Annotated in this window: 15 protein-coding genes; 7 read left to right on the top strand and 8 right to left on the bottom strand. The window is 71.2% G+C overall.

Annotated elements, in window-relative coordinates:
- Positions 1-15: 15 nt before the first annotated feature.
- From QF035_RS08065 to QF035_RS08055, 3 genes are all read right to left on the bottom strand, one after another.
- The gene (locus tag QF035_RS08065; protein WP_307519248.1) at positions 16-675 is read right to left on the bottom strand and encodes a peptide deformylase; all 660 of its coding nucleotides are present in this window, start codon (positions 673-675) and stop codon (positions 16-18) included.
- 192 nt (positions 676-867) lie between these two features.
- Positions 868-1,434 (bottom strand): sigma-70 family RNA polymerase sigma factor, encoded by a 567-nt coding sequence (locus QF035_RS08060; RefSeq protein WP_307519247.1) that lies wholly within the window; start codon positions 1,432-1,434, stop codon positions 868-870.
- Positions 1,435-1,791: 357 nt separating this feature from the next.
- Positions 1,792-2,376 (bottom strand): hypothetical protein, encoded by a 585-nt coding sequence (locus QF035_RS08055; protein WP_307519245.1) that lies wholly within the window; start codon positions 2,374-2,376, stop codon positions 1,792-1,794.
- 236 nt (positions 2,377-2,612) lie between these two features.
- On the opposite strand from QF035_RS08055, the gene QF035_RS08050 reads away from it, so the two are divergent.
- From QF035_RS08050 to QF035_RS08040, 3 genes are all read left to right on the top strand, one after another.
- Positions 2,613-4,010: a PepSY-associated TM helix domain-containing protein gene (locus tag QF035_RS08050; RefSeq protein WP_307519244.1), complete on the top strand. Its 1,398-nt coding sequence runs from the start codon at positions 2,613-2,615 to the stop codon at positions 4,008-4,010.
- Positions 4,011-4,166: 156 nt separating this feature from the next.
- Positions 4,167-4,724, top strand: a complete 558-nt coding sequence (locus QF035_RS08045) for a winged helix-turn-helix domain-containing protein (RefSeq protein WP_307519243.1) — start codon at positions 4,167-4,169, stop codon at positions 4,722-4,724.
- A complete protein-coding gene (locus QF035_RS08040; RefSeq protein ID WP_307519241.1) occupies positions 4,721-5,989 on the top strand; it encodes an MFS transporter in 1,269 nt (422 codons plus the stop codon). Before QF035_RS08045 ends, QF035_RS08040 begins: the two co-directional genes overlap by 4 nt.
- Before the next feature lie 22 nt (positions 5,990-6,011).
- Here the strand turns inward: QF035_RS08040 and QF035_RS08035 are convergent, their stop codons facing one another.
- From QF035_RS08035 to QF035_RS08025, 3 genes are all read right to left on the bottom strand, one after another.
- Entirely contained in the window at positions 6,012-6,359 is a 348-nt protein-coding gene (locus tag QF035_RS08035) for a tetratricopeptide repeat protein (protein WP_063997398.1), read from the bottom strand.
- A 98-nt stretch (positions 6,360-6,457) separates the two neighbouring features.
- Positions 6,458-6,913 (bottom strand): MarR family winged helix-turn-helix transcriptional regulator, encoded by a 456-nt coding sequence (locus QF035_RS08030; RefSeq protein WP_307519239.1) that lies wholly within the window; start codon positions 6,911-6,913, stop codon positions 6,458-6,460.
- Positions 6,910-7,392 (bottom strand): MarR family winged helix-turn-helix transcriptional regulator, encoded by a 483-nt coding sequence (locus tag QF035_RS08025; protein ID WP_307519238.1) that lies wholly within the window; start codon positions 7,390-7,392, stop codon positions 6,910-6,912. The genes QF035_RS08030 and QF035_RS08025 overlap by 4 nt, the downstream gene beginning before the upstream one ends.
- 120 nt (positions 7,393-7,512) lie before the next feature.
- Here QF035_RS08025 and QF035_RS08020 point away from each other — a divergent pair, with 120 nt between their 5' ends.
- The 4 genes from QF035_RS08020 (at position 7,513) to QF035_RS08005 (ending at position 11,814) form a co-directional block, all read left to right on the top strand.
- Complete coding sequence (locus tag QF035_RS08020) at positions 7,513-8,478, top strand: pirin family protein (protein WP_269654485.1); 966 nt, start codon at positions 7,513-7,515, stop codon at positions 8,476-8,478.
- Positions 8,479-8,817: 339 nt separating this feature from the next.
- Complete coding sequence (locus QF035_RS08015) at positions 8,818-10,329, top strand: DUF1996 domain-containing protein (protein ID WP_307519237.1); 1,512 nt, start codon at positions 8,818-8,820, stop codon at positions 10,327-10,329.
- 193 nt (positions 10,330-10,522) lie between these two features.
- Positions 10,523-11,098 carry an FABP family protein gene (locus tag QF035_RS08010; protein ID WP_307519236.1) on the top strand — a complete coding sequence of 192 codons (576 nt, stop codon included), beginning with the start codon at positions 10,523-10,525 and terminating at the stop codon, positions 11,096-11,098.
- 50 nt (positions 11,099-11,148) lie between these two features.
- A complete protein-coding gene (locus QF035_RS08005) occupies positions 11,149-11,814 on the top strand; it encodes an SDR family NAD(P)-dependent oxidoreductase (protein WP_307519234.1) in 666 nt (221 codons plus the stop codon).
- A gap of 76 nt (positions 11,815-11,890) precedes the next feature.
- On the opposite strand, the gene QF035_RS08000 is transcribed toward QF035_RS08005, so the two are convergent.
- Both QF035_RS08000 and QF035_RS07995 read right to left on the bottom strand, forming a co-directional pair.
- Complete coding sequence (locus QF035_RS08000; RefSeq protein ID WP_307519232.1) at positions 11,891-12,283, bottom strand: DUF2255 family protein; 393 nt, start codon at positions 12,281-12,283, stop codon at positions 11,891-11,893.
- Positions 12,284-12,300: 17 nt separating this feature from the next.
- Positions 12,301-12,552 (bottom strand): hypothetical protein, encoded by a 252-nt coding sequence (locus QF035_RS07995; protein ID WP_307519231.1) that lies wholly within the window; start codon positions 12,550-12,552, stop codon positions 12,301-12,303.
- Between the last annotated feature and the right edge of the window lie 26 nt (positions 12,553-12,578).

Raw genomic sequence — 12,578 nt, 5'->3', positions numbered from 1 at the left:
AAGGGGCGCGGGGGCTCAGCTCTCCGCTGGCAGGTCGAAGCCGAGGTCCGCAGCCGCCTGGCTCGGTGTCGGGTGGGACCAGCGTTCCGCCATCGCCTGGTTCGAGGAGAGGGAGCGCAGTTCGGCGCGGTCCAGGTAGAGGGTGCCGTTCAGGTGGTCCGTCTCGTGCTGGACGATGCGGGCGGGCCAGCCCGTGAACACCTCGTCCAGCGGGCGGCCGTTCTCGTCCTGGGCCAGGAGCCGCACCTCGGCGGGCCGGGCCACCACCGCCTGCCAGCCCGGCACGCTCAGGCAGCCCTCGAAGAACGCTGCGCGGGCGGGACCCACCGGCTCGTACACCGGGTTGACCAGCACGCGGAAGGGCAGGGGCACCCGGCCGCGCGCCTCGCGGATCTCGTCCGGCACCGGTGCCGGGTCCTCGACGACCGCGAGGCGCAGGGGTACGCCGACCTGAGGTGCGGCCAGCCCGACGCCCGGTGCCGCGTGCATCGTGTCGCGCAGGGCCGCGACGAAGCGCGCGAGGAGCGTCGGGTCCAGCTGGCCGTCGAAGGGCTCGGCCGCGCGCCGCAGCACCGGGTCACCGGCGGCCACGATCGGCAACGGGCCTGTACGGGAGAGCAGTTCCTCCACCTGATCGCTGAGGGACGAGGGCACGGGGTCACTGGTGGAAGCCATCGCGCCAGGATGCCAAAGCGGGATGCCGGGGCGCGAGGCGGCTCTCTGAAGGGGAGCGAAGGTGCCGAACCCCGGCGGGGTGCGAGGGAGCCGCGCCACCCGGGATCCCGGATCCTCCCCCGGCTCCCTACCCGGCCCCCTGATCCACTCCCTGCCCCTCCCTGGTTCCCTCCCTGCCACCTCCCTGGATTCCTATCCCGCGGCTTCCAGCAACGCCGTCACGCTCTCCCGGGCGCGCGCGACCCGCGACCGTACGGTCCCGACCGGGCAGCCCACCGCCGACGCGGCATCCGCGTAGGGCAGGCCCGCCAGTTGGGTCAGGACGAACGCCTCGCGCCGTGGGGCGTCCAGGGTCTCCAGGAGGTCGAGAAGAGCCACGCCCTCGTCGAAGCCGGGCAGCCCGCGCGGCTGTGCGCGCTCGGCGGCCGTCTGCCAGTCGCCGGTGTCGGACATACGCGGCCGGGTCGCCGCTGTGCGGAACCGGTCGGCCACCGTGCGGCGGGCGATCGCCAGCAGCCAACTGCGGGCACTGGAGCGGGCGGAGAACCCCGGCAGGGCGGTCAGCGCCCGGAGGAAGGTTTCCTGGGTGAGGTCGTCGGCGCCGTGCACATCGCCGCTGAGGTGGGCCACGAAACGCCATACGTCCCGGTGGGTGGCCCGCACGAACCGCTCGACCGCGTCGGGGTCGCCGGCCCCGGCGGCCAGGGCCCAGCGGGTGATCCGTTCGTCGTCGTGTGCCTGAAGCAGGGCAGTAGCCATCGCAGGTGGTCCTTCGGTGAAGGGAAGCGCGGAGTGAGGAGAGCGGCGTACGGCCCGCGCGACCCGGAGGTGTGCGCGTGAGGCACGCGCGCGTGGGCCTCGCGTGGACCAAGGGGCCATCGCACGCGCGCGTGGGCCTACGGCGACGGCACGCGCGCGTGGCTTCGTACGACGCCTGGGCGCGGTACGAGAAGGACCAGGATTTCGGCCTACGAGTTGGACCGGGACCGGCCTATGAGCAGGACCGGGACTGGTCTACGAGGAGGACCGGGACTTGGTCGCCGGGCACGCGAGCCGTTCGCCGACGGCAGGCACGTACGCCGCGTATCCGCCCGTCACCGGTGGCGGGACGGACGGTCAGCGGGCGGCCGGTGCGACCGGCGGACCCCTCCGCGCGACGGCGTACTCCAGCAGAACTCCGCGCAGCCGGCGCACCGGGACGAACACGGGGGTCCGTACGGGCCCGGCCGGACGCATGGCCGCCGACACCCGCAACGCCCGCCGCAGCGGCTCGAAGAGCGCGGTGCCGAGCAGCCGGCCGGTCCGGTACGCGATCGCCCGCGCCGTGCGGAACGCGGCCTCCTCGCCGCGCCACAGCCACACACCGCAGACGAGCGCGGCGAGCAGGTGGGCCGCGAACATGCCGACGTCACCACCCATGAGCAGGGTGTCCGCCGGATCGGGGCCCATCGGGTGCGTATGGCCCGCGTCCATGGACGACGTGGACATGAAGATGTCCGACGAGCGCGCCCGCTGGGCGAGTCCGAACAACTGGTGCAGCCCGAGCTGCGCCACGACCGTGGCCGCGGTCACCAGCCCGGCGCCGCGCTCCCGCCCGGTGAGCCACCACGCGGCGGCCGTCGTCGCGGCGAACGCGTACCCGACGGCCCACCACGGCAGACCCGCCCCGGACATCAGCGCGTGCCCCAGGGCCGCCGACACCCACGCACACGGCCGCGAACACGGCGGCACGCGCGAGGCGGAAGGCGATCCCGGAGGTCATGGCGAGCATCGTGCCAGTCCAGGGCCGCCCGGATGACCGGAGCCCCGATATGCGCCTCACGATGTGACCCACACCACGCGAACCTCCGGGAACTCAACGCCCCCGCCCACCGACTACTGCACCGCAACGGCCGAGCACGGCCCGTCGTCCCCTGCCCCACCGGAGAAGCCCGCCGATGACCACCGCTCCCACGACCGAGACGGACGAGTCCCCGCAAGCCGTCGCCCCCTCCCCGAAACGCGGCCTCTGGTCGCCGCTGCGACCTCTGGTCCTGCGGCTGCACTTCTACGCCGGAGTGCTCGTCGCCCCGTTCCTCCTGGTCGCCGCCACGACCGGATTCCTGTACGCGGCGTCGTTCCAGGCCGAGAAGATCCTGTACTCGCATGAGATGACCGTCCCGGTCGGCGACGAGAAGCTGCCGATATCCGAGCAGGTCACCGCCGCCCGCAAGGCCCACCCGGAGGGCACGGTCTCCGCCGTACGCCCCTCGCCGAAGGACGACGAGACCACCAGGGTGATGCTGTCCGGCGTCCCGGGCATCGAGGAGACGCACACCCTCGCGGTGTTCGTCGACCCGTACACCGCCAAGGTGCGCGGCTCGCTCGAACAGTACGGATCCACCGGCGCACTGCCGCTGCGCACCTGGATCGACGAGTTCCACGCCAACCTGCAGCTCGGCCAGAACGGCCGGCTCTACAGCGAACTCGCCGCCAGCTGGCTGTGGGTGATAGCGGGCGGCGGTCTGGTGCTCTGGTTCAGCCGCCGCCGTACGCAGCGCAAGATACGCGGCACCACCGGCCGCCGACGCACACTCGGTCTGCACGGCACGGTCGGAGTCTGGGCCGCCCTAGGGTTCTTCTTCCTCGCGGCGACGGGGCTGACCTGGTCGACATACGCCGGCGCGCACATCGACGAACTGCGCACCTCGCTCCACCAGGCCACCCCCGCGGTGTCGGCGGCCGCGGGCGGCGAGCACTCCGGCCACGGCTCCGCCTCGGCCGAGGAAGACGTCGAGCACGGCGTCGGCCTCGACAAGGTGCTGGCGTCCGCGCGGGCGGAGGGCCTGGGCGACCCGGTGGAGATCGTCCCGCCCGCCGACGCGGAGTCCGGATACGTGGTGAGGCAGGTCCAGCGCAGCTGGCCCACCAAGCAGGACGCCGTCGCCGTCGACCCGTCGAACGGCGAGGTCACCGACACGGTGCGGTTCGCCGACTACCCGGTCCTCGCGAAGCTGACCCGCTGGGGCATCGACGCCCACACCGGAGTCCTCTTCGGCCTCGGCAACCAGCTCGTACTGATGGCCCTGGCCCTCAGCCTGATTCTCCTCATCCTGTGGGGCTACCGAATGTGGTGGCAACGCGGCCGAGCCTCGGCCTTCGGCCGCCCCATCCCGCGAGGTGCCTGGCAACAGGTCCCCGCCTACATCCTGGTCCCCCTGATGGCGGCAATAGCCGTCCTCGGCTACTTCGTCCCCCTCCTCGGCATCCCACTGGCCGCCTTCATCACCGTGGACGTCGTCCTGGGCGAGATCGCACACCGCCGCGGAAAGCGGACGTACGCGACGGCCAAGTAGCGGCCCGCCGTTGCCCGTGCGGCCGGGACCCTTCGGGCGGGGACCCGGCCAGCCGCAACGAGGTGGCTCAACGAGGCGCCCGCAACGATGTGGTGGCGAAGAGATGTTCGCGAAGAACTCTTCCGGAAGAGTTCTTCGCGTTCTACGCTGCGGCCCATGGCGGACGACGACCTCACCCTCGACACGGCCGCACTGCGTGTACTGGCGCACCCCATGCGGCTCGCACTGCTGAACCGGCTGCGCCGGCAAGGTCCGGCGACCGTGCGGCAGTTGGCCACGCACTTCGAACTGGACTCCGGCGCGGCCAGCTACCACCTGCGGCGTCTGGCGGCGGGCGGACTCATCGAGGAGGACACGGAGCGGGGAACGCGGCGGGACCGGTGGTGGCGTGCGCGGCACCGGATCTCGATGCACGACCCGTCCACGTCACCGGACGCCACCGAAAGCCGTGCGTACGTACAGGCTCTGGCCCTGTCCGACGGCGAGACGCTGCGCAGGGTGGCCGGCGAGGTCGTACCTGTACTGCCCGACGAGTGGTTCGGGGTGAGCGCGTTCATGAGCCAGACCCTGCACCTGACGCCCGGTGAACTCGACGTGATGAAACGGGAGTTGGCGGGAGTCATCGAGCGGTACCGGGCGGGGGAGCCGACCGAGGGGGCCGAACGGGTGGCCGTTCAGCTGCAGATGTTCCCGTTGCTCACCGACGAGACGTGACCGCGAGGCCCGCCTTCCGCGATGCCGACGTCCTGCGCTGGCTGGGCGCGTACACCACGTCGGTCACCGGCGACGTCGCCTACTTCATGGCCCTGTCCTGGGCCACTGCCCGGATCGCGGGTCCCGCGCAGGTGGGTGTCGTCCTCGCCGTCGGGGCGATACCCCGTGCCGTCCTCATGCTGGGCGGCGGTGTGCTCGCCGACCGCTTCGGCCCGCGCCGCGTCCTGATCGGCAGCGACCTCGTACGGTGCGGGGTGCTGCTCGGCGCCGCCGCCGCGACCTGGGCCGGTGGCCCTCAACTGTGGCTGCTGTACGCCCTGTCCGTGCTCTTCGGCGTGGTCGACGCGGTGTTCATGCCGGCGGTGGGCGCCCTGCCGCCGAGGCTCACGGACCAGGGGCAGTTGGCCCGCGTACAGGGCATGCGGGTCCTGGCGGTGCGGTTCAGCAACGCGGTGGGACCGTTGGTCGGGTCCTTCGCCCTGGTCGTGGTGGGGGCGGCCGGCGCATTCGCCGTGGTGGGCGTGCTGTTCGGGGTGTCGTTGGGGCTCTTGTCGGCGGTGAGCGTGAAACCGGTCGCCGTGACGACGGTCGCCACGGCGCCGGGGGAGAGGGACGCCGAGCCCGCCCCGCATCGGAGCGGTCCCGTCGAATCCAGTCCGCCCCGGCCGCTGTCGGCCGACCTGCGCGACGGCCTCCGCTATCTTCGCGGTCACCGGCGGCTGCGCCGCCTCGTCTGGGTCATCGCTCTCGGTGAGATGTGCTTCAGCGGCCCGCTCGCGGCCGGACTCGTCCTTCTCGCCGATGAACGGAAGTGGGACGCCGCCGCACTCGGCTGGATTCTCGCCGCGTTCAGCGTCGGCGGTGCCGTCAGTGCCCTGGCGATGGCCGCGGCCCGCCGGGTGCCACGCGCCGGAGTCGTCCTGGCGGTCTCGCTCGCCGTGACCGCCGGTCTGGTCACGGCGCTGGGCAGGGCCACGGCACCAGGAACCGCTGTCGCGCTCGGCGGGCTTCTCGGTGCGGTCAGCGGTGTCGCGATGGTTCTGGGCAACGCCCTGCTGCAGAAAGAGGCCGACCCCCGGTACCTCGGGCGCGTCACCTCCGTGACGACCCTCGGCACCTTGGGGCTCAGCCCTCTGCTCTTCCCTCTCACCGGCCTGGCCGCCGCACTCTGGGGCACGGCGACCTTCTTCGCCGGCTGCGGCGCGGTCTGCGTCCTGGCGGCCGCGACCGCGCTCAGCCCGCCGCTTCGCGGCGCGCGCCTCTAGGCGCTACCGCTTCTCCCGGCACTCACAACGACTCGAACTCGCCCGCCAGAGCCGAGGCGAGGCGGATGTGGGGCTCGGCCTCGTCGGTTCGGCCCTGGCGTTGGAGGGTGCGGCCCAGCATCAGGCGGGCGTAGTGCTCCACGGGGTCGCGCTCGATGAGTAGCCTCAACTGGGTCTCCGCGCGGCCCAGTTGGGCCGAGTGGTAGTACGCGCGGGCCAGCAGCAGTCGCGGGCCCACCTGCTCCGGCACCTCCTCGACCAGGCCGTCGAGGATGCGCGCCGAGGCGGCGTATTCCTTGGCGTCGAAGAACATCCGGGCGCGCTCCCAGCGCTCCGCGGACGTCCCGTGGTCGTAGTACGTCGTGTCCACTGTCCGACCTCCTTCGACGGGCAGAACGACGTTGATTCGTTGAATATTCCACGACCTCTACGACCTCCACGAGTGCCCTGGAGTGGCTGCCGGTGGTGCTAGATCCGGGCGAGTTCGGCGTTCGCCCGCTCGGTGACGAGTGTCAGTACGCGGCCCGCCGTCGCCAGGTCCTCGGCGGGAATGTCCGCGTAGATCCGGGCGGAGATCTGGTTGGTCTCGGCGGTGACCCTCTCGTACAGCTCTCGGCCGCCGGGCGTGAGCCGCAGCCCGGAACCGTCCGGCGAATCCTCTTCGACCAGCTTCGCTGCCACCAGTTCGTCGATGGTGGTCTGTACTGCCGACTCCTCGATCTTCAGCGAGCCGGTCACCTCGGCGGCCACCGTGTCGCGAGCTATGGGGGCGTCCGCGATCGCGACGACCCTGAGGGTCACCGACTGGTGGAACGTGTTGCCCGTACGCGCCAGGACTCGCTCCAGGACGGCCCGTCCCGCGTAGTGGGCCAGGGCGATGACGCGGCCGTTGACGGTGGGTTTGGTGGGTGTGGTGGTGGTCATGACTGCTCCGTCTCGTTCTCGGTCGGCGGATCAAGGGGTACGTCCAGCAGGGTCGCCAGCTCGCGGCTGAAGGCCTTCGTACGTGGGCCGTCGAGGCCCCCGAGCGGCGTCAGCAGTTGTTCCAGCAGTCCGTGCACGATCCCGATCGCGCGGCGGGTGACCTCGCGACCCTGATCGGTGAGCGTCAGCTGCACCGCACGGGGATCGGCGGGGTCCCGCGTGCGCTCGACGAGGCCGGCGGCCTCCAGGGCGCGGGCGAGCTTCGACACGTACAGCGGTTCGAGCCCTGTGTGGTCGGCGAGTTGCCGCTGGCTGGGGCGCAGCCCGGCCCGGTGCATGCCGTACAGCGATGCCACCAGCGAATACTGCGCGTGGGTCAGGCCGAGCGGCGCCATCGCCCGGTCGACGGCGACCCGCCATTTCATCGACAGGCGCCACACCAGGAAGCCGGGCGTCGCGCCCTCGGGGTTCGTACTCACGAGAAATACAGTACATGGCTACTATGTACATGGCTACTACGTTCGGCGCGGGCACCGTGCCCGCCGATCGGCGGGTGGATGGCCTGACGGAGAGTCCTTCGCGGGGCTAGGTTGTGGGCCATGAGCAATCTTGATCGCGAGGCAGTTCCCGCTCTGTGCGGCGGCCGGGGTTTCGTGGTGGCGGAGCCGGTGCGTGAACTCCTCAGTCCCCGCCGGGTCAAGCTGGGCGAGTCCAGCGAAGTCCGCCGTCTGCTGCCCAACCTGGGCCGGCGCATGGTGGGCGCCTGGTGCTTCGTCGATCACTACGGCCCCGACGACATCGCCGAAGAGCCCGGCATGCAGGTCCCGCCGCATCCGCACATGGGCCTGCAGACCGTCAGCTGGCTCCACGAGGGCGAGGTCCTGCACCGCGACTCCACCGGCAGCCTCCAGACGATCCGGCCGCGCGAGCTGGGCCTGATGACGTCCGGCCGGGCGATCAGCCACTCGGAGGAGAGCCCCAAGTCGCACGCCCGCTTCCTTCATGGCGCGCAGCTGTGGGTCGCGCTCCCCGACAGTGACCGCCACACCGACCCGCTGTTCGAGCACCACGCCGAACTGCCCGTCGTCACCGCACCCGGCATCGAGGCCACGCTCATCCTCGGCAGTGTCGACGGGGCCGCCTCGCCCGGCACGACGTACACCCCGATCGTCGGTGCCGACCTGGCCCTCGCCCAAGGCGCCGACGTACGCCTCCCGTTGGAGCCGGACTTCGAGTACGCCGTGCTCTCCATGTCCGGCGAGGCCCACGTCGACGGCGTACCGCTGCTGCCCGGATCCATGCTCTACCTCGGCTGCGGCCGCTCCGAACTCCCCCTGCGCGCCGAGTCGGACGCGGGCCTCATGCTCCTCGGGGGTGAACCGTTCGAGGAGGAGCTGATCATGTGGTGGAACTTCATCGGCCGCTCCCAGGAGGAGATCACCCAGGCCCGCGCGGACTGGATGACGGGCTCCCGCTTCGGCGAGGTGGTGGGGTACGGCGGGGCCGCGCTGCCCGCTCCCGAACTTCCGCCCGTGCCGCTGAAGCCGCGTGGAAGGGTGCGCTGACGTGGAGTTGTGACGCGGCGGCCGCTCTCCCGGGGCGCGTCGGCTTCTGTGCGGTGCCTGGCGCGCCGGACCGAAGCCGTCGCGCCCCTTCTGTTTTCCGCCTGTTGGGTACCGGGCGGCGGCCCGACTTCACGGGCGGCGAACGTGTAAGGGTCATGGACTTCTCGCGGAGAAAGTGACCGTCCCGGCGCCCGAGTCCGGCTCCTATGCCCGGATTGCGGGTGGAGGAAACTATGAACCTGAGAATTCAGTGAACATCCTGTGACCACATCCGTATCAAAGGAGAGCTTCGCCCACACCGGAAGTCCCGCCGGTTCCGAGGATGTTCAGAGAGGCCTGATGAGACGCAACACGCGGAAGAAGTCGAAGACCACCGTTCGGGTGGTGGGCGCTGCGGCGGCACTGGCCATGGGGGCCGGCGGACTCGTCGCGGCCAACATCTACGCCTCTGCCGACGAAACCGGCGCAGCGAAGGGCACGGCCCAGAACCAGGCGTTGGCGGCCGGAACCTCCACGATCGACTGCCCCGACGTCGGCCAGCAGTTGAAGGCGGTGCCCGAAAAGGCCCGAACCCAGGTCGACAGGGAGCTTGCCCTGCTCGACAAGCAGGTGTCCGAGGCCTACCAGCGCCTCTCCACCTCCCAGCAGGCGATTCAGCAGGACGCCAACTTCGCGCAGAACGCGATCGTGAATCCGCTGAAGGACAAGCGGAAGGCCACGATCGACCGGATCGTCATCGCCATCGGCCGTGTGGGCGCCAAGCCGCAGGGCCTTGAGGCGCTGGCGCCCTGTACGTTGCGCTCCACCGGCAACCAGCCCGCCGCCGGTCAGCCCTCCGGCCAGCCCGCCGCCGGTCAGCCCTCCGGCCAGCCCGCCTCCGGTCAGCCGGCTTCGGGCCAGCCCGCTTCTCCGGCCGCCGGCCAGCCCGCCGCGGGCAACGGGCCCGTCGCCGCCGACTTCGTGGACATCACCAAGGTCAAGGCCAACGTGAGCACACCGCGCAAGTCGTCGAAGGCGTCCAGGGGCACCTTCGTCACCAAGTGCGGGGTGAACGCCAACAAGCTGTACAACAGCGACAACGTCATCGTCGCGCCCGGTGTCACCAACGGTGCCCACCACGTGCACGACTACGTCGGCAGCCAGGACAACGACGCCTTCACCAGCGACCAGGACTTCCTCAAGGCCAACACCAGCTGCAAGAACAAGGGCGACAAGTCGTCCTACTACTGGCCGGTGCTGCGTCTGCAGGACGGCACCAAGGAGTTCGACGCCGACCGGCTGGGCGGTGGGGCCGAGGGCAACACCGGCCGCATCCTGACGGCCAAGCAGGCCACGCTGGACTTCGTGGGCAGCCCGCGCGGCAAGGTCGTGGCGATGCCGCAGCTCCTGCGCATCATCACCGGTGACGCCAAGGCGTTCACGAACGGCCCGGGCAACGCGAACGCCTCCTGGAGCTGCACGGGCTTCGAGAACAAGGTGCAGCTGAAGGACAAGTACCCCCTCTGCCCGTCGGGCCGGGACGTGGTGCGCACCTTCAAGTTCCAGAGCTGCTGGGACGGCACCAACATCGACAGCGCCAACCACCGTACGCACGTGGCCTTCGCGGACGCCAAGGGCAACTGCCCGACCGGCTTCAAGGCCATTCCGCAACTGGTTCAGCGTCTGGTGTACGACGTGGACGCGCCCAGCCTGAAGGACAACGGGAAGACCCGGCCGTTCTTCTCCCTGGACGGGTTCCCCGAGCAGGCGCACAAGCCGATCACGGACCACGGTGACTTCATCAACGTGTTCGACACGAAGGTGCAGAACAAGATGGTCCAGTGCATCAACTCCGGACGCAGGTGCAGCTGAGTCCGAACAGCGGGTCTAGCTAGTTGGTCCGCGGTAGGGGTGGGCGTCGTGCGAACGGCGCCCACCCCGGCGCGTTTGCGGCCACCTCGGCGCGTTCGCGGCGCCACCCCACCGCTTTCGGGGCGCCGGGCGGGCCGACCGCCTAGGCTTCCGGTCGGCACCGGAACCGGCACAGACCCCAGGAGCGCACACCGTGTTCGACCCCGCACCTGAGCACCCGTACCCCGACGGCCACCAGCCGGACGGGGCGCCGAAGCCGCACGCACTCCTCGAACCCGTCCTGGGCCTCCTGGGTTCCTGGCACGGCCGGGGCCAGGGCGAGTACCCGACGATCTCCGGGGACTTCGTGTACGCGCAGGAGGTGACCTTCAGTCATGACGGCCGCCCCTTTCTGCGTTACGAGGCCAGGGCCTGGCTGCTCGACGCCGATGACGCTCCGCTGCGTCCGTCGGCCAGGGAGAGCGGCTGGTGGCGGCTGCAGCCCGACGGCCGGGTGGAGGCACTGATCACCCAGCCCACCGGTATCGCCGAGATCATGGTCGGCCGCGCGGCCGACAAGACGGTCGACCTCTCCACCCACCAGGTGGCTCTCGCCCCCACCGCCAAGAAGGTCGACGCCACCCGCCGCCGCTACACGCTGACCGACGACGACACGCTCACGTTCCACCACGACCTGGAGGCGGTCGGCCAGCCCATGCAGCACCATCTCTCGGCGCTGCTGCACCGCAAGGCCGACGACGGCTCCGGCGGGCGGTTCACAGGGCGCTGAGCAGGAGTGACGCCCCCACGCCGAACCGACCCCGGAGATCGAGGAAGACCATGACCAGCATCGCCATCATCGGAGCCGGACCCGGGCTGGGAGCGGCCGTCGCGCGGCGCTTCGGGCGTGAGGGCTTCGACGTCGCGCTCATCGCCCGCGACCACGAGCGGACGAACGCCCTCGCCGCCGAGCTGCGCCGGGAGGGCGTCACGGCCAGGGGCTTCGCCGCCGACGTACGGGATCCGAAGGCGCTCGCCGCCGCCCTCGACGCGGCGAACGCGACTCTGGGGCCGGTCGAGGTCCTGCAGTACAGCCCGGTCCCGCAACGGGACTTCATGCTGCCGGTCCTGGAAACCACCCACGCCGACCTCACAGGCCCGGTCGAGTTCTCCGTCTACGGGCCCGTCGTCGCCGTACAGCAGGTGCTCCCCGGCATGCGCGCCCTGGGCCGCGGCACCGTCCTCTTCGTCAACGGCGGCACCGCGGTCGTCCCCCACCCCGACCGCGCCGGCACGTCCATCGCCTTCGCCGCGGAGAGCGCGTACGGCCATCTGCTGCACGACGCGCTCGGCGGCGAGGGCATCCATGTCGCCCAGCTGATCGTCCCCGGCGCGATCATCGCCGGACACCACAGGAAGGACCCGGCCGTGCTCGCGGACACCTTGTGGGGGATCCACCAGGAGCGGCACGGGTTCCGGCACTACGCCGACGACCTCGACTCCTGACGGCCGGACGGTGACCGGGCGGCGCACTCCGCGGCTCAAGCGGTGGACTCCGCGGCCTGGACGGCGGACTCCGTGACTAGGCGGCGGACTCCGCCGGGCGGGGGAGGAGCCGCATCGTGGTGGAGTTCGCCTCGGGGCCGGTGATGGCCTTGATGATGTCCGCGGCGTAGTGGCCGTACTTGGCGCGGTAGGCCGCGTCGACCTCGTCGTTGAGGGCGGGATCCGCGTCGACGAACGTCACGTCCTTGTCCACGCCACCGGCCTGGATGCGGCCCTGCAGCCGGGCACGTGTGCCCCGGTACCAGGCGGCCGTCGGCCCGTTGACGGACCGTACGCAGATGTCGTCGCCGACGCGGACGACCCAGATGGTCCGCCAGCTGCCTGGCGATCCGTCGCGCCGCAGGGAGACGACGCGCAGCTCCTCGGCGTGCTCGATCCGGGCGAGTTCGTCATTCGGCCAAGTCGTCATCGACGGTCTCCTTGTCGCTACCGGTGTGCCGCCTTCGGATCCAGCCTCACCGCCGCGATCGGCACCGGCAACAGCACGGCGCTCAATGGGCTGACGGGGTGCCGGGAGGCGTCGCGGATGCCGAGGGTGATCCCGCGCGTGAGGCGCTGTTCCCCCTGGTCGTCGAGCGGGGCGGGCGCCCGCGGGCGGAGGGAGACGGTCGGGTGCGGCCAACGGCAATGACTCCAGGGGGAGTTCACGCCGCACCGCTCTGGCGCGTGTGCGATCACTTGGGCTACCGTCGGTAACACCTTGC

Origin of the sequence: Streptomyces umbrinus, assembly GCF_030817415.1 — a bacterium.
Taxonomy (GTDB): Bacteria; Actinomycetota; Actinomycetes; order Streptomycetales; family Streptomycetaceae; genus Streptomyces; species Streptomyces umbrinus_A.
The sequence above is the reverse complement of the archived record's forward strand: the minus strand, read 5'-3'. Positions and strand labels throughout refer to the sequence as shown.